The sequence below is a fragment of the Massilia sp. UYP32 genome, assembly GCF_050434365.1.
Taxonomy (GTDB): domain Bacteria; phylum Pseudomonadota; class Gammaproteobacteria; order Burkholderiales; family Burkholderiaceae_D; genus Telluria; species Telluria timonae.
This window is the reverse complement of record NZ_JBNDIK010000002.1, coordinates 224872-239550: the sequence shown is the minus strand read 5'-3', so window position 1 is coordinate 239550 and position 14679 is coordinate 224872. Positions and strand designations below refer to the sequence as shown.

General features: G+C 68.2%; 13 protein-coding genes. 5 read left to right on the top strand and 8 right to left on the bottom strand.

Annotated elements, in window-relative coordinates; all coding sequences use genetic code 11:
- Positions 1 to 121: 121 nt before the first annotated feature.
- Positions 122 to 2110 carry a diguanylate cyclase domain-containing protein gene (locus ABIB42_RS02510; protein WP_429247839.1) on the top strand — a complete coding sequence of 663 codons (1989 nt, stop codon included), beginning with the start codon at positions 122 to 124 and terminating at the stop codon, positions 2108 to 2110.
- A gap of 9 nt (positions 2111 to 2119) precedes the next feature.
- On the opposite strand, the gene ABIB42_RS02505 is transcribed toward ABIB42_RS02510, so the two are convergent.
- From ABIB42_RS02505 to ABIB42_RS02475, 7 genes are all read right to left on the bottom strand, one after another.
- Positions 2120 to 3457 carry an erythromycin esterase family protein gene (locus ABIB42_RS02505; protein ID WP_005667294.1) on the bottom strand — a complete coding sequence of 446 codons (1338 nt, stop codon included), beginning with the start codon at positions 3455 to 3457 and terminating at the stop codon, positions 2120 to 2122.
- Position 3458: 1 nt separating this feature from the next.
- Positions 3459 to 4790 (bottom strand): SRPBCC family protein, encoded by a 1332-nt coding sequence (locus ABIB42_RS02500; protein WP_071362380.1) that lies wholly within the window; start codon positions 4788 to 4790, stop codon positions 3459 to 3461.
- Positions 4787 to 5521, bottom strand: coding sequence for a phosphoribosyltransferase (locus tag ABIB42_RS02495; RefSeq protein WP_370662488.1), 735 nt, complete (start codon positions 5519 to 5521; stop codon positions 4787 to 4789). The genes ABIB42_RS02500 and ABIB42_RS02495 overlap by 4 nt, the downstream gene beginning before the upstream one ends.
- Positions 5522 to 5610: 89 nt before the next feature.
- A complete protein-coding gene (gene fghA, locus ABIB42_RS02490; protein WP_005667301.1) occupies positions 5611 to 6453 on the bottom strand; it encodes an S-formylglutathione hydrolase in 843 nt (280 codons plus the stop codon).
- 62 nt (positions 6454 to 6515) lie between these two features.
- Positions 6516 to 7106, bottom strand: a complete 591-nt coding sequence (locus ABIB42_RS02485) for a chromate transporter (protein WP_005667302.1) — start codon at positions 7104 to 7106, stop codon at positions 6516 to 6518.
- On the bottom strand, positions 7103 to 7729 hold the full coding sequence (locus ABIB42_RS02480; RefSeq protein WP_312161434.1) for a chromate transporter: 627 nt from the start codon (positions 7727 to 7729) through the stop codon (positions 7103 to 7105). Before ABIB42_RS02480 ends, ABIB42_RS02485 begins: the two co-directional genes overlap by 4 nt.
- A gap of 61 nt (positions 7730 to 7790) precedes the next feature.
- Entirely contained in the window at positions 7791 to 7961 is a 171-nt protein-coding gene (locus ABIB42_RS02475) for a hypothetical protein (RefSeq protein WP_005667305.1), read from the bottom strand.
- Positions 7962 to 8151: 190 nt separating this feature from the next.
- Between ABIB42_RS02475 and ABIB42_RS02470 the strand changes: the two genes are divergently transcribed.
- The 4 genes from ABIB42_RS02470 (at position 8152) to ABIB42_RS02455 (ending at position 13941) form a co-directional block, all read left to right on the top strand.
- Entirely contained in the window at positions 8152 to 8370 is a 219-nt protein-coding gene (locus tag ABIB42_RS02470) for a hypothetical protein (RefSeq protein WP_184238722.1), read from the top strand.
- 137 nt (positions 8371 to 8507) lie between these two features.
- Positions 8508 to 9476 (top strand): IS1595 family transposase, encoded by a 969-nt coding sequence (locus ABIB42_RS02465; protein ID WP_429247838.1) that lies wholly within the window; start codon positions 8508 to 8510, stop codon positions 9474 to 9476.
- Positions 9477 to 9824: 348 nt separating this feature from the next.
- A complete protein-coding gene (locus tag ABIB42_RS02460) occupies positions 9825 to 11921 on the top strand; it encodes an ATP-dependent helicase (protein WP_429247837.1) in 2097 nt (698 codons plus the stop codon).
- Positions 11922 to 12498: 577 nt separating this feature from the next.
- Entirely contained in the window at positions 12499 to 13941 is a 1443-nt protein-coding gene (locus ABIB42_RS02455; protein ID WP_313632891.1) for a sugar porter family MFS transporter, read from the top strand.
- A 4-nt stretch (positions 13942 to 13945) separates the two neighbouring features.
- Here the strand turns inward: ABIB42_RS02455 and ABIB42_RS02450 are convergent, their stop codons facing one another.
- A complete protein-coding gene (locus ABIB42_RS02450; protein WP_005667310.1) occupies positions 13946 to 14590 on the bottom strand; it encodes a hypothetical protein in 645 nt (214 codons plus the stop codon).
- Positions 14591 to 14679 lie beyond the last annotated feature (89 nt).

Here is a 14679-nt window from a genome sequence, read left to right as displayed (position 1 = left end):
TTCACTACTTCAACAGTATTGCAGTGCCTGTTTTAATGCCGGCCAGACTGTAAACATGCCGCCTTGGACGCTACGGATTAATATGTAATACTTTGTTGCATTAAGGTCGACACTATTTTCTATGCTTAAACGCGGTCTGCGCCTGCTGCCGGCGAACCTGAAGCTGCGCATGGCCTGCGTCGCGGCCGTCCTGGTATTCGTGGCGACACTGCTGGTCACCCTGTCGACCCTGGCGGTGGCCGAGCGCGGCATGAAGTCGGTGATCGGCGACCAGCAGTATGCGATGCTGGCCAGCGCCGCTTCCTTCATGGACGACCGCATCGCGGCGCGCGTGGCGCAGGTGGAGTCGCTGGCGGCCTGCCTGCCGGCGGCGGCGCTGCGCGATCCGGAAGACGCACGCCGCTTCCTCCAGGCCCAGGCGCCGCTCTGGGAACACGAGTACATGAACCTGATCCTGCTCGATGTCCGCGGCCAGCAGCTGGTGTCGCTGCGCACGTTCGGCAACGAGCGGCGGCTCGCCGCCGCCGGGCGCGACTACTTCGAGCGCCCGCTGGCGACCCGGCGCGGCTTCATGGCGCAGCCGATCGTCAGCCGGATCTCGGGGCGCCAGGTGGTCGTGATCGGCGCGCCCGTGCTCGACCGGGGCGGCAAGGTGAGCGGCGTGCTGACGGCCAGCATGGATTTGCAGGCCACTGGCTTCCTGCGCCAGATCGGCGCCATCAGGCCGGGCGCTTCGGGCTACCTGTTCCTGATGACGCCCGACGGGGCCATGATCGACCATCCCGACCCGCGCCGCCTGCTGCGCCAGGCCGGGGCGCGCGGATCGGGCGCGGAGCGCGCCCTCGAGGGATTCGAGGGGTGGATGGAGGCGGCCGGCCGCGATGGGCGCGAATCGATCTACGCCTATCAGCGCCTGCGCACCACCGGCTGGATACTGGGCGCCCGCTATCCCACCGAGGAAGCGTTCGCGCCGCTGGCGCAGATGCGCCGGAACGCCATCTTCGGCGCGACCGCCCTGGCGCTGGCCGCGGGCGTGCTGGCCTGGGCGCTGGTGTTCCGGCTGCTGGCGCCGCTGCAGCGGCTGCGCGACCGCATTCGCGCGATCCGCCACGACGGCGCCGACATCGGGGTGCTGCACGACACCCGGCGCGACGAGATCGGGGAACTGGGCAATGCCTTCTACCAGCTGATGGCCGAGCGCCAGAACGCCGAAGGCCTGCGCGCGGCCAGCGAGAAGCGCCTGCGCCTGATCACCGACAACCTGCCGGTGCTGATCGCCTACGTCGACCGCGACCGGCGCTTCCGGTTCGGGAACGCGACCTTCGAGCGCTGGTTCGGGGTCGCGCCCGAGCGGCTGGTCGGCATGTCGATCGCCCAGTTGATGGGCGAGGAGGCCGCTCGCCAGGGCGCGGAAAGTCTGGAGCGCGCGTTCGCCGGCCACGCCGCCACCTGCCAGATGCGGCTGCCGATCAAGGGCGCGCCGCGGGTGCTGGAGGGCGTCTACATCCCCGACCTGCAGGCGGACGGCAGCGTGGCCGGTGTGTACGCGCTCAAGCACGACATGACGCACGTGAAAGAGGTCGAGGAGCAGCTGACCCGCCTCGCGCGCATCGACACCCTGACCGGCCTGGCCAACCGGCGCAGCTTCAACGAGACCCTGCAGCAGGCGCTGGCGCGCGCCTCGCGCCACGGCCGGGCGCTGGCGCTGGCCTACCTGGACGTCGACCACTTCAAGCGCATCAACGACAGCCACGGCCACGGCGTGGGCGACGAAGTGCTGAAGGAGTTCGGCGAACGCCTGCGCGCCTGCGTGCGCGCCAGCGACCTGCCTGCGCGGCTGTCGGGCGACGAGTTCGTGGTGATCCTCGAAGAGATAGGGAACGGCGGCGAGGCCGAACATACCGTGGCCAACATCGCCGCCAAGATCGTGGCGGCGATGCGCGCGCCGTTCGCCACGGGGGCCGGGATGCTGGCGGTGTCGGCCAGCGTCGGTGTCGCATTGTGGCGGCCGGGGCAGGGTGAAGACGCGCTGCTGGCGGAGGCGGATGGGGCCTTGTATGTGGCGAAGGCGAACGGGCGCGATGGGTATGCGGTGGGAGCGGCGGCGTAGCTGCCGACCCTACAGCCCGCCCGGATATGTCTCCGGCGGCTCGCCCGAATGCCAGCCGCTGGTCGCATCGAGCGGCTCCACCGCCGTGGTGCGGTCGATGTGGATCACGGCGTCGAACTGGCGCGGCAGCTGGGCCATGAAGTAATGGCTCTGGCGCTCGCTGCGCGGCAGGTACAGCACGCCGATGGCGCGTTCCAGACGCTCTTCCATCAGCGCGTCGCGCGCCGGCGAAGGCTCGCGCAGCGGCAGGAAGAAGCGTTCGATGCCGGTGCTGTGCAGTAGGTGCTCGTAGCTGTTCTGCAGGGCCGGCCGCACGTGCTTGTGCCGGCCCTCGCCATCCCATTCCGAGGCCGCCGTGACCCGGCCTTCGTAGGTGGTGAAGCCGATCAGGACCGTGTCGGCGCCATGGGCCTTGCGCGCCAGCTCGCCCAGCGTCCATTCGCCCTGGCGCCCGATCTCGGTCGCGCGCGCGTCGCCGATGTGCGAGTTGTGTTCCCAGACCACGATGCGCGCCGGCTTGCCGCCCTGCGACAGGTGGCGCGCCACCGCGTCCAGGGTCTCGGCCATGTGGCTGTCGCGCAGGTTCCAGGACGAGACGCGGCCCTTGAACATGGTGCGGTAATACTCTTCGGCGTTCTTGACCAGGCGCGCGTTCTGCTGGGCGTAAAAGAACGCGTCGTCGCCGCCGCCGGCCTGCACGTAGTCGAAACCGCGCTGCTGCAAGGTGCGCAGGGTGGCGATCACGCCTTCCTGGCACGACGGCGACATGCCGAAGCTGGCCTCGTAGCCGTATTGCTGGCTGTCGCGGTCGTAGTGGTCGAAGCAGGCGTAGACCTTGCGCGCCTCGCGCGCGGCGTTCGGGTCGACCTGTTCCAGGTAGTGCAGCACCTCGTGGATCGAGGTGTACATGCTGTACAGGTCCAGGCCGTAGAAGCCGGTCTTGGCGGCGCCGGCGCCCGGGCCGTCGTTGTGCGCGCGCAGCCACTCGACGAAGTCGAGCACCGCCGTGTTGCGCCACATCCAGGCCGGGAAGCGTTCGAAGCCCGAGAGGGCGGCGCGGCCGTCCGCGTCCGCGCCCTCGCCACGCACGTAGCGGTTGACACGCCAGGCATCGGGCCAGTCGGCTTCGACCGCCACCGCGGTGAAGCCTTTTTCCTCGATCAGGCGCCGGGTGATGCGCGCCCGTTCCGCGTAGAACTCGTGGCTGCCGTGGGTGGCCTCCCCGAGCAGCACGAAGCGGGCGTTGCCGACCATGTCGAGCAGGGCGTCGTAGTCGTCCGCGCCCCCGGTGAGGGGGCGGGCCGACGCGCGCACCGCGTCGAGGGTGGCGTTGGTGAGGATGGCCACGTCAGTGCAGGAAGCTGTGGCTCGGCGCCGCCTGGTGGCCGGCGTAGTGGGCGCCGCCGCGCTCGATGAACTCTTTCATGCGCGCCAGGTCGTCGTCCATCTGGCGCTGCGGGTCGGCGCCCAGCATGCGCGCGATGCCGTGGCCCAGCGCGCCGGCCGGCGGCGAGTAGGTCATGCGCACCGTGACGCGGGTGCCGTTGCCGGACGGCTCGAAGGTCACCGAGCCTTCCTGCTCGATCTCCGAACCCGGTTCGCTGCGCCACGACAGGCGCTCGGGACGCGACTGCTCGGTCATGACGGCGTTCCATGCGTATTCCATGCCGCCGGGGCCGCGCACCACCCAGTGCGAGCGGCGGTGGCCGAGGTCGCGCACTTCGGTCACGTGCGACATGAAGCGCGGGAAGTTCTCGACTTCGGACCAGGCGTCGAACACTTCCTTCGGCGCGGCGTCGATGTGAATCGAGTTCTCCACCCCGACCTGGCTGGCGGCGCCGCGGTGGCGCAGCGAATCGACCAGGTGGCGGCCGCGGTCGCTGCGCAGCAGCACCGCCAGCGCGCCCAGGCCGAGCAGGGCGGCCACCGGCGAGCGGCGCACCAGGCCGACCACGCTCAGGGCGCCGGTGCCCAGCAGGGCGGAATTGGTGAGCGTCGGGCTGCGCGCGCCGAACACCTGGCTCAGGTGGTCGGTCCAGGCGCGCACCTGGTCGCCGGCGGCGTGGGCGCGCGAGCGGGCGTCGGCTTTCACGCTGTGGGCGGTCTGTTCCAGGCGTTCGCGCGCCAGGTCGGCGCGTTCGCGGGCACGTTCGGCGGCGCGGTCGGCGCTGTACTCGGCGCGGTCGCGCGCCTTGTCGGCGGCATACTCGGCCTTCTCGCGCGCTTCGTATGCCGCATGGCTGGCGCGGTCGCGCGCCTCGTAGGCGGCGTGTTTCACGCGATCGCGGGCCTCGTGGGCGGCGTGGCTGGCGCGGTCCTTCGCCTCGTACGAGGCGTCGGCCAGGCGCTCGCGCGCATGTTCGAGCCGGTCGCGCGTGCGGTGCGAAACCTCGGCCAGGCGGTCGCCCGCCGCATGGGCGGCGCCGGCCAGGCGTTCGCCGGCGCGGGCCGCGGCGCCGGTGGCGCGCAGGCGCGCCGAGTCGAGGCGGTCGCCGGCGTTGTGCCAGGCGTGTTCGAGGCGGTCGCCGGTGCGGTCGCGCGCGTCGCGCAGTGCGCCGCGGGCGTTGGCGCGGCGCTTGGCGCCGCGGTCCGGGTCGAATGCGTACATCAGCAATGCGCCTGCGACTGCTGCGCCGATCCATTTACCTGCGTTCATCGCTTTTTCGTTCGTATCGTTCATGTCGGCTCCTTTCGGTGGGGTTGGCTGGCGGCGTCGCGCGTCAAGGCCCACGCCTGCGCCAGCAGGGTCTGCACTTCTTCATCGCCGGTCTGCCCGAAGTGGCGATACCACTGCCCGACGGAGCGAAAGCGGGGCGGGGCGACGAGGCATACCACGTCGTCGACCACGCCGCGCAAGGCGTCCAGCGCCTCCCGGGCCGCCGCCGGCGTCGCGACCACCAGCCGCGACGGCCGCTGGCGGCGCGCCGCTTCGACCGCCGCCAGCATCGTCGATCCGGTGGCGATGCCGTCGTCGACCAGGATCACGCAGCGTCCCGCCACCCGGCATGGGGGGCGCTCGCCGCGATAACGCCGTTCGCGCCGCGCCAGTTCGGCCTGTTCCGCCGCGATCACCGCATCGACTTCGGCCCGGGTCACGCCCATCAGGCCCGGCACGCCGGGCTGGAGCACCTGGACACCGCCGCTGGCAATGGCGCCCATGGCGAACTCGGGCTGGTTGGGCAAGCCGAGCTTGCGCACCAGCATCAGGTCGAGTTCGGCCCCCAGCGCCTGCGCGATCGGAAACGCGACCGGCACGCCGCCGCGCGGCAGGGCCAGCACGAGTACGTCTTGAATGCCGGCATGGTGTGCCAACGCCTGTGCCAGCGCAGTTGCCAATTTCGTGCCCGCGTCGGCGCGGTCGATGAATGGTTCGAGCTCTTGCATGATGAAGAAGTTGTTAACTTCCAGCATACACAGGGACGAGCGTGGCCGTCGTTCGTTTGCCGCGCGGAATGATGTCGATGAGAATGGCGGCCCCGGACGGGGCCGCGCGCGGTGGATCAGCCGAGCTGGCGGCTGTGGAAACGCAGATGGTCTTCGACGAAGGTCGAGATGAAGTAATAGCCGTGGTCGTAGCCGGCATGGCGGCGCAGGGTGAGCGGCTGCCCGGCCTTGGCGCAGGCTTGCTCGAAGACCTCGGGCAACAACTGTTCGACCAGGAATTTGTCGCCCAGGCCCTGGTCGATCAGGATGCCGCCAGGGAACGGCGCGCTGGTGTGCGATGCCATCAGGGCGCTGGCGTCATATTGTTGCCAGGCGTTTTCGTCGGCGCCGAGGTAGCCGCCGAAGGCCTTCTTGCCCCACGGGCAACGGCTCGGCGCGGCGATCGGCGCGAAGGCCGACACCGAGCGGAACAGGTTGGGGTGCTTGAGCGCCATGGTCAGCGCGCCATGGCCGCCCATCGAGTGGCCAAAGATGCCCACCCGGCCCGGGTCGGCCTGGAAAGTGGCCAGCACCAGCGCATGCAGTTCCAGCAGATAGCTGTGCATGCGGTAGTGGCGCGCCCACGGCTCCTGGGTGGCGTCGAGGTAGAAGCCGGCGCCGGCGCCGAAGTCCCAGCTGTCGCTTTCTCCCGGCACGTTGGCGCCGCGCGGGCTGGTGTCGGGCGCGACCAGGATGACGCCCAGTTCGCTGGCCAGGCGCTGGGCGCCGGCCTTGATCATGAAGGTTTCTTCGGTGCAGGTCAGGCCGGCCAGGTAGAACAGGACCGGCAGCTTCTTCTCGCCCGCCGCCGGCGGCAGGTAGACCGAGAATTTCATCGGCAGTCCGATGGCGGCCGAGTCGTGCTGGTAGAAGCGCTGCACGCCGCCGAAGCAGGCGTGTTCATTCAGGAGTTGGGGCATCTTGGGGTCGATTGCAGTTGATGGATGCCGCCAGTATGCCGCTTCCCGCCCCGGCTTGCCAACTAGACCACGCCCAGGGCTCCCAGCAGCGCGCCGAGCGCCAGCATCCACAGCAGGTGCAGCCGGGTGCGCCAGATGACGATGGCGGTGGCCGCCGTCAGCAGCCACAGGGGCCAGTTGTCCATGTGTTCGCCGCCCTTGCCGCCGCCGGTGGCCAGCAGCCAGGCGGTCGACAGCAGCATGGCGATCACCAGCGGCGCCATGCCCTGCTTGAAGGCGCGCACGGCGCGCAGCTCGCGGTTGCGCTGGGCCCACTGCGCCACCTGGTAGGTGAACACGGTGGAGGGCAGCATGATGCCGATCATCGAGATCGCGACGCCGTAGAGCGCGGCCGTCACGCTGCCGGAATTGAGGCCCACGTTCCAGCCCAGCAGGGCCACGAACAGGACGTTGGGCCCGGGCGACGATTGGGCCAGGGCCACCGAGTCGGCGAACTGCGTCTGGCTGAGCCAGCCCTGGCGCTCGACCAGGTAGCGCTGCATCTCGGAGGTGGTCGAGATCGCGCCGCCGAGCGACATCATGGACAGCATCAGGAAATGGACGAACAGGTTCAGCCAGTCATGCCAGCCGAACACCAGGCTGGGCGCGCTCATGGCTTGAGCCCGCGCCAGGCCAGCACGCAGCCGAGGCCGCCGAGCAGGCCGATCACGGCCGCCAGCGGCATGCGGATCCAGGCTAGCAGCACGAAGCCGGCGGCGGCGATCGCGATGCAGGCCGCGAGCGGAATCACGTTCTTGGTCAGCGCGACCGACATGCGCAGGCCGGTGGCGGCGATCAGGCCGGCGGCGACGGCGGCCATGCCGCGCAGGGCGCCTTGGACCTGGGGCTGGGCGGCGAACTGCGCGTAGACCAGGGCCAGGCACAGCACCAGGATCAGCGGCACGGTGAGGATGCCGGCCAGGGCGCTCATGGCGCCGGCCAGGCCGAAGTGGCGGCTGCCGATCATCATGGCCAGGTTGCAGACGTTCGGGCCCGGCATGATCTGGGCCACCGACCATTCTTCGATGAATTCCTCGTTGCTCATCCAGCGCTTGCGCTCGACGACTTGCTGCTGGATCACGGCCAGCACCCCGCCGAAGCCCTGCAGGGCGATCAGCGTGAACGACACGAACAGGTCGGTCAGCGAAGTCGGACGGGGACGATCGGGTTCGGCCGGCGGCGCAGTACGTGGGGACTGGGGGGCGGAAGGCGGTATCGGCAAGGGTGAGGCGCTCATCCGGCGATTATCGCCGCAGGGCCCGTGCCGTGTCCACGCACTACCCGCCGTGGGTAGTGGCTCAGCCGCCGCCGATGCCTTCCATCACGCGGCCGGTGCCGCCGCATTGCGGGCATGGCTTGCCATCGGCCAGCGTGCCGCGGCCGGCGCAGGCGTCGCAGATGTCCTCGCCGGCGCCAGGCGTGCCGGGAGCGGCGTCGTCGCCGGGATTCAGGTCGGGTTGGATGCTCATGGAAATCCTCATGGTTGGTGTGTTGCGGCCGATTGTAGGCAGGATGACGGGCGGGCGGCGCAGCGCTGGTCGAGGCCACAGGCATCCAGCCAGGGTTTTCGCGGTTCGATACAGGTTTGACATTGACTTCATTCCAGCATCGTCAATACTCGTGGTGCGTCAGCGACATAACCCACCGGAGACCCGCGCCATGAGCCCATACCGTGCCCAGGATATCGACCAACGCCTCTCCGGATCTTCCGAGCTCAGGCGCAACGTACGCGAGCGTGACATCGTGGCGCGCGGCATCGCCACGCTGGGCGAGTGCGGCACCATGCCGGCGCTCGAGTACCTCAAGGCGCATGGCGTGCGCTCGCAGGTGATCGAACGCGTGCTGCTCGAACCGGAACGGCGCCGGGCGCTCGCCTGATCGGGAGTGGCGCCCGGTTGACCATGACGTTGTCGCCACATTTATTTAGGCGCTGTACTCGTTAGATATGGATGAGCATTGAACTGCTGAGTTGACTCGCGGTCCAATCCCGGTCGCCATCGATCGGGGAGCGCGCCATGCAAGCGCCGAAGTTTGCGAAGCTGTTTGCCCAGCTTGCGCTGCTGAACCAGCCGCAACGCCAGCAGGTGCTGGCGGCACTGCATCCTGCAGCCGGGCTCGACAGGGTGATCGCCCTCATCGGTGAGATCCGATCAAAGGGGCGACGCTGCCCCGACTGCGCCTGCGATCGATGCCACCGGCATGGCCAGGCCAACGATTTGCAGCGCTTTCGCTGTTGTGCATGCGGCCGCACCTTCAACGACCTGACCGGCACGCCGCTGGCGCGGCTCGGGCACAAGAGCAGGTGGCTCGATTATCTGGAAACGGTGCTCGACTCCCGCACAGTCCGCGCTGCGGCCAAGCGTGTCGGCGTGCATCCCAACACGGCGTTTCGTTGGCGCCACCGCTTCCTCGACCGGGTCAAGGACGACCGGCCTGAGCGCCTTTTGGGTATCGTCGAGGCCGATGAAATGTTCCTGCTCGAATCGCAGAAGGGTTCGCGCAAGCTCGACCGCCAGCCGCGCAAGCGCGGTGGCAGGGCCGCCCTGCGCGGCATCTCGCATCACCTCGACTGCATCCTGGTGGCGCGCGACCGCAGCGGCCAGACCATCGACGCCGTCACCGGCCGCGGCGCCCTGAAAGTGGCCCAGCTGGTCAGGCACCTGCTGCCGAAACTCGATCCGCAAGCGCTGCTGGTCACCGACACCAACGCCGCCTATCCCGCCTTCGCCCGTGCCCACGGCATCGCGCACCAGGCTGTCAATCTCAGTGCCGGAGAACGAGTCCGCAACGGCATCGAGGGCGCCATCCATATCCAGAATGTCAACGCCTATCACCGACGCTTCAAACAATGGCTGGCGCGCTTCCATGGCGTGGCGTCGCGCTGGCTGCCCAATTATCTGGGTTGGCAGTGGGCGCTCGATGGCGGACGGGTCACTTCTGTCGAGCAATTGCTGCGTATTGCATTCGGAGTCATCAACAGATAACGATGACAGCGCCTTTATTTATGGTGCATACTGTGTGCATCAGGGACAAATCGTGTAAGCCCTTGATTTTCAGCGGAAACGAGATTGCCTTCCCAATAGGCAAATTGTTGAAAGCCGCACGGGAGGCCGCGTCCAGCGTGTCAAGCCCCCGCTTTTCCACATACTTATTCACAGACTTTGTGGATATCCAAAAAACGCCTTGATTATCCGTGACTTGGCAGCGATTGCTGAGGTCATGCCTGATGTCATTCTTGACAACTCCTTGACGGTGGCGTCAGACGGCCGCATTTTCTGCTTGCGGCCCGTGACTGGATAAATGTACAGTATGGCATTTCCAGATTCCGTCCCATGTCCGCCGTCGCCGATCCGATCGCCAACCTGTCCGCCACCGACGACCCGTTCGCCAGCCTGAACCCCGAGCAGCGGGCAGCGGTCGAGCACGACGTCGGGCTTGACGCGCCGCGTCCGCTGCTGGTGGTGGCCGGCGCCGGTTCCGGCAAGACCAACACCCTGGCGCACCGGGTGGCGCGCCTGATCCAGTCGGGCGCCGATCCGCAGCGCATCCTGCTGCTGACGTTTTCGCGCCGCGCCGCCACCGAGATGACCCAGCGCGCCGGCGGCGTGCTGCACCGGCTGTTCGGGCTCAAGGGCAGCCAGGCGCCGGTCACGCTGCCCTGGGCCGGCACCTTCCACAGCATCGGCGCGCGCCTGCTGCGCGAGTTCGCCGGACGCATCGGCCTGGATGCCGGGTTCACGATCCACGACCGCGGCGACTCCGAAGACCTGATGGGCATGGTGCGCCACGAGATCGGCCTGAGCCAGCTCGACAAACGCTTTCCGCTGAAAGGCACCTGCCTGTCGATCTATTCGCGCGTGGTCAATGGCCGCGAGCCGCTCGACGCGGTGCTGCAGGCGTTCTTCCCCTGGTGCAGCGAGTGGGAAGCCCAGCTCAAGACCCTGTTCGGCGCCTATGTCGACGCCAAGCAGGAGCAGAACGTGCTCGACTACGACGACCTGCTGCTGTTCTGGGCCGAGATGGCGGCCGACCCGGTGCTGGGGGCGGAGCTCGGCGCGCTGTTCGACCACGTGCTGGTCGACGAATACCAGGACACCAACCGCCTGCAGGCGGCCATCGTCACCGGCATGAAGCCCGACGGCCGCGGCGTGATGGTCGTCGGCGACGATGCGCAATCGATCTATGGCTTTCGCGGCGCCACCGTGCGCAACATCCTCGACTTTCCGGCCCAGTTCTCGCAGCCGGCGCACCTGATCACGCTGGAGCGCAACTACCGTTCCACGCAGCCGATCCTGGACGCGTCGAACGCCGTGATCGGCGCCGCGCTCGAGCGCCACGCCAAGACCCTGTGGACCGACAAGGCGTCGAGCATCAAGCCGCAGCTGGTGTTGATTCCCGACGAAGCCGAGCAGGCGCGCTGGGTCTGCAACCGCATCCTCGAACAGCGCGAGACCGGCGTCGCACTCAAAAGCCAGGCGGTGCTGTTTCGCGCCGCCAGCCACAGCGCCGCGCTCGAACTCGAACTCATGCGTCGCAACATCCCCTTCGTCAAGTTCGGCGGCCTGAAATTCCTGGAAGCGGCCCACATCAAGGACGTGCTGGCCGTGCTGCGCTTCGCCCAGAACCCGAGCGGACGGCTGGCGGGTTTCCGCGCGCTGCAGCTGATTCCCGGCATCGGCCAGGCGACCGCCACCCGGCTGGTCGAGGCCGCAGGCAGCAGCGACGATCCGGCGGCGGCACTGGAAGGCTTCGCGGTGCCGGCGCGCTGCAAGACCGACTGGCAGGCATTCTGCGCGCTGTACCGGCGCCTGCGCACGCCCGGCCTGCGCTGGCCGATGGATCTCGAGCTGGCGCGCGAATGGTACCAGCCGCACCTGGAGCGCCTGCACGACGATGCGCAGGTGCGCGCGGCCGACCTCGACCAGCTGGTGGCGCTGTCCGGCGGCTATGGCAACCGCGAGAGCTTCCTGGCCGAGATCACGCTCGATCCGCCCGAGGCCACCAGCGACCGCGCCGGCGCGCCGCTGCTCGACGAAGACTACGTGATCCTGTCCACGATCCACTCGAGCAAGGGGCAGGAGTGGAACACGGTGCACGTATTGAACGTCGTCGACGGCTGCATGCCGTCCGACATGGCGACCGGCAGCCAGGACGACATCGAGGAAGAACGGCGCCTGCTCTACGTGGCCATGACGCGGGCGCGCGAGAACCTGCACCTGGTGGTGCCGAACCGCTTCTTCATCAAGCAGCAGTCGAGCATGGGCGACCGCCATGTGTATGCGACGCGCACGCGCTTCATCACCCCGGTCATGCTCAAGCATTTCGAGGAATGCGCCTGGCTCAGCGCCGACAAGCGCGAGCTGCGCACGCCCATGCCCGACAGCATCCGCATGATGGTGCGCGACCGCGCCCGGAACGCGTGGAAATGACGACAGATGCGGACAAATTGACGACTTATCCCCGGTGCCCCACTTTTGTAGGAGTTTGCCGTATGTGACATGGACGCGCAGAAGTGGTGCACGTGCAAGTGACTGATTTTACGGGGATATTTTTTTGCCTTCTGAACGGGCATTTTGTTGAAACCCGCATCAATGCTGCGCTTGCGACTTGTCAAGTGGCGCTTTTCCACACAGTTATCCACATTTCTTGTGGATAGACCCAAAGATCGAATGAAATCAGGCACTTGGCGTCGCCCGCCCGCGGCCGCAAGTCGCATCCGGCCGTCGGCAGGATCGGCTGCCCCGGCGTGGGGCCGACGCGGGTGTCAGGGTGCGGCCGCACGTCAGGAACGGGCTGTCATTCGTGAATTGCAAGAAGATTCACTAATATGTAAGTTATCGAACATACCAGATCGATAACTGCAGTTAACCTGTATCAAGCAATTCCAACAGAGTGGCCGACTTATCGCCCGGCCACGCGAGCTCCGCCGTCCTCGCGACGGCGAGGGCGGCGGGCTCCGCCCGCATGCCGCCTGCCGCGTCCCCATTTTCCAAAGGATCTCGCCTCATGTCATCAGTCACGCCGCCAGCGCACGCCGCCAATCCCGCCAACCCCACCCCTCCCGATACCAGGGAAAGCCGCTTCGTGTTCAAGGTCGCCATCGCCGCGACCATGGGCGCGCTGGCCTTCGGCTATGACACGGGCGTCATTTCGGGCGCCTTGCCGTTCCTCGGCCTGGCGCCCGCGCAGGGCGGTCTCGGCCTGACGCCGGTGACCGAGGGCATCGTCACCTCGTCGCTGGTGTTCGGCGCCGCGCTCGGTTCGCTGATGGCGGGCACGCTGTCGGACAAGTATGGCCGCCGTACGACGCTGATGGGCCTGTCGCTGGTGTTCATGATCGGGGTGCTCGGTTCGGTGCTGGCGCCGTCGGTGGCGGTGCTGGTGGCGATGCGCTTCATCCTCGGCATGGCGGTGGGCGGCGCCTCGTCCACGGTGCCGGTGTTCATTGCCGAGATGGCCGGCCCCAGCCGGCGCGCGCGCCTGGTCAGCCAGAACGAGCTGATGATCGTGACCGGCCAGCTGGCGGCCTACGTGCTCAATGCGCTGCTGGCCTACCTGTCGGATTCCCCGCACGTCTGGCGCTACATGCTCGCCATCTCGGCGGTTCCGGCCATCCTGCTGGGGCTGGGCATGATGCTGGTGCCGAAGTCGCCGCGCTGGCTTGCCGGCCAGGGCCGGATGGACGAGGCGCGCGCAGTGCTCGGGCAGATCCGTTCGAGCGACAGGCAGATCGAGACCGAGATGGCGGAGATGGCCAGGCAGAACGCGATCGAGCGCGAGCAGGCGGGCTGGTCGGCCGTGCTCGGCACGCCGTGGATCCGCAAGCTGCTGTGGATCGGCATCGGCCTGGGCTTTACCGCCCAGTTCACCGGGATCAACGCCTTCATGTATTTCACCCCGATCATCCTGACTTCGACGGGCCTCGGCACCAATGCCGCACTGACCGCCACCATCGGCAACGGCGTGGTGTCGGTGATCGCGACCTTGATCGGCATCTGGCTGATCGGCAAGCACGGCCGCCGGCCGATGCTGATGACCGGCCTGGGCGGCGTGATCCTGACCCAGGCCGCGCTCGGCATCGTGCTGACGTGGTTCCCGGAGGGTCTGGCGCGCAGCTACGCGGCGCTCGCCTGCATCCTGTGCTTCCTGCTGTGCATGCAGATGCTGGTCGCGCCGGTGTACTGGCTGCTGATGTCCGAACTGTTTCCGATGCACGTACGCGGCGTGCTGACCGGCACCGCCGTGGCCTGCCAGTGGGTGTTCAACGCCCTGGTCGCCTTGCTGTTCCCGATCGCGCTGGCGCAGTTCGGCAGCGCCACCTTCTTCGTGTTCGCAGCCATCAATATTGCCTCGCTGGCCTTCGTCGCGACCTGCGTGCCGGAAACGCGCGGCAAGTCGCTGGAAGGGCTGGAGCGCCACCTGGAGAAGACGCTGAGCGCAGGCGCCTGAGACGTCAGTCGGTCGAGCGCACCGCGAGCGCGAGCCGCTCGAGCTCGCGCATGAAACGCTCGCAGGCCACGCCCGGCGCCCAAGGCTCCCACGGCCGGCAATCGTAGTAGGCGGCAAGGGGATCCTCGGCCAGCACCCCGGCGCGGATCTTGAGGGTGCGCCGCACCTCCTCGCGCGACCAGCCGGCCACGTGCACGGCCTCGGTGGCCGCGGCCAGGCGGTCGGCGCGCTTGTGCGCCGCATGGCTGCGCGCGTCCCAGGCCGGCAGGCCATAGCGCAGGAATACCATGTGTTCGAGGCGCCTGGTCAGCGCGCGGAAGGCGTCGCCCAGGAAAGGCTTGATCACCGAGATCGCATCGAAGCCGAGCAGGCCTTCCTCGGCGTCGTGCAGCAGTTCGCGCAACTCTTCCAGCGGCGTGATCGCCGGGGCGGCGGCGCGGCGCAGCAGCATCACCGTGATCGAGTGCTGGGCCACCGACAGCGGCAACGGCCAGGCCGAGTGGCCGCCCCAGCGGTAGGTGCGGGCCAGGCCGAGCGCCAGGTCGGCGTCGTCCCAGTCGAAGGGTGTCGGGTCGAGCAGGTCGAGGCGGCGGCCGGATGGCATGCGGACCCAGGCGCGGGTCCGGTCTGGCGTGGACGGGATGGACATGTGGCGATTTTACACACCGGCCCGTCCATTCTCCGCATAATTGACGCAGGCAAACGCCGGACCGGCGCGCCCGCGTAAAGTGGAACGGA

Bases quoted from the DNA above. Each gene is read 5' to 3' on its own strand.
- ABIB42_RS02510 (WP_429247839.1), top strand. From the start codon at position 122: ATGCTTAAACGCGGTCTGCGCCTGCTGCCGGCGAACCTGAAGCTGCGC.
- ABIB42_RS02500 (WP_071362380.1), bottom strand. From the start codon at position 4,790: ATGAACGATACGAACGAAAAAGCGATGAACGCAGGTAAATGGATCGGC.
- ABIB42_RS02495 (WP_370662488.1), bottom strand. From the start codon at position 5,521: ATGCTGGAAGTTAACAACTTCTTCATCATGCAAGAGCTCGAACCATTC.
- fghA (WP_005667301.1), bottom strand. From the start codon at position 6,453: ATGCCCCAACTCCTGAATGAACACGCCTGCTTCGGCGGCGTGCAGCGC.
- ABIB42_RS02485 (WP_005667302.1), bottom strand. From the start codon at position 7,106: ATGAGCGCGCCCAGCCTGGTGTTCGGCTGGCATGACTGGCTGAACCTG.
- ABIB42_RS02480 (WP_312161434.1), bottom strand. From the start codon at position 7,729: ATGAGCGCCTCACCCTTGCCGATACCGCCTTCCGCCCCCCAGTCCCCA.
- ABIB42_RS02475 (WP_005667305.1), bottom strand. From the start codon at position 7,961: ATGAGCATCCAACCCGACCTGAATCCCGGCGACGACGCCGCTCCCGGC.
- ABIB42_RS02470 (WP_184238722.1), top strand. From the start codon at position 8,152: ATGAGCCCATACCGTGCCCAGGATATCGACCAACGCCTCTCCGGATCT.
- ABIB42_RS02465 (WP_429247838.1), top strand. From the start codon at position 8,508: ATGCAAGCGCCGAAGTTTGCGAAGCTGTTTGCCCAGCTTGCGCTGCTG.
- ABIB42_RS02460 (WP_429247837.1), top strand. From the start codon at position 9,825: ATGTCCGCCGTCGCCGATCCGATCGCCAACCTGTCCGCCACCGACGAC.
- ABIB42_RS02455 (WP_313632891.1), top strand. From the start codon at position 12,499: ATGTCATCAGTCACGCCGCCAGCGCACGCCGCCAATCCCGCCAACCCC.
- ABIB42_RS02450 (WP_005667310.1), bottom strand. From the start codon at position 14,590: ATGTCCATCCCGTCCACGCCAGACCGGACCCGCGCCTGGGTCCGCATG.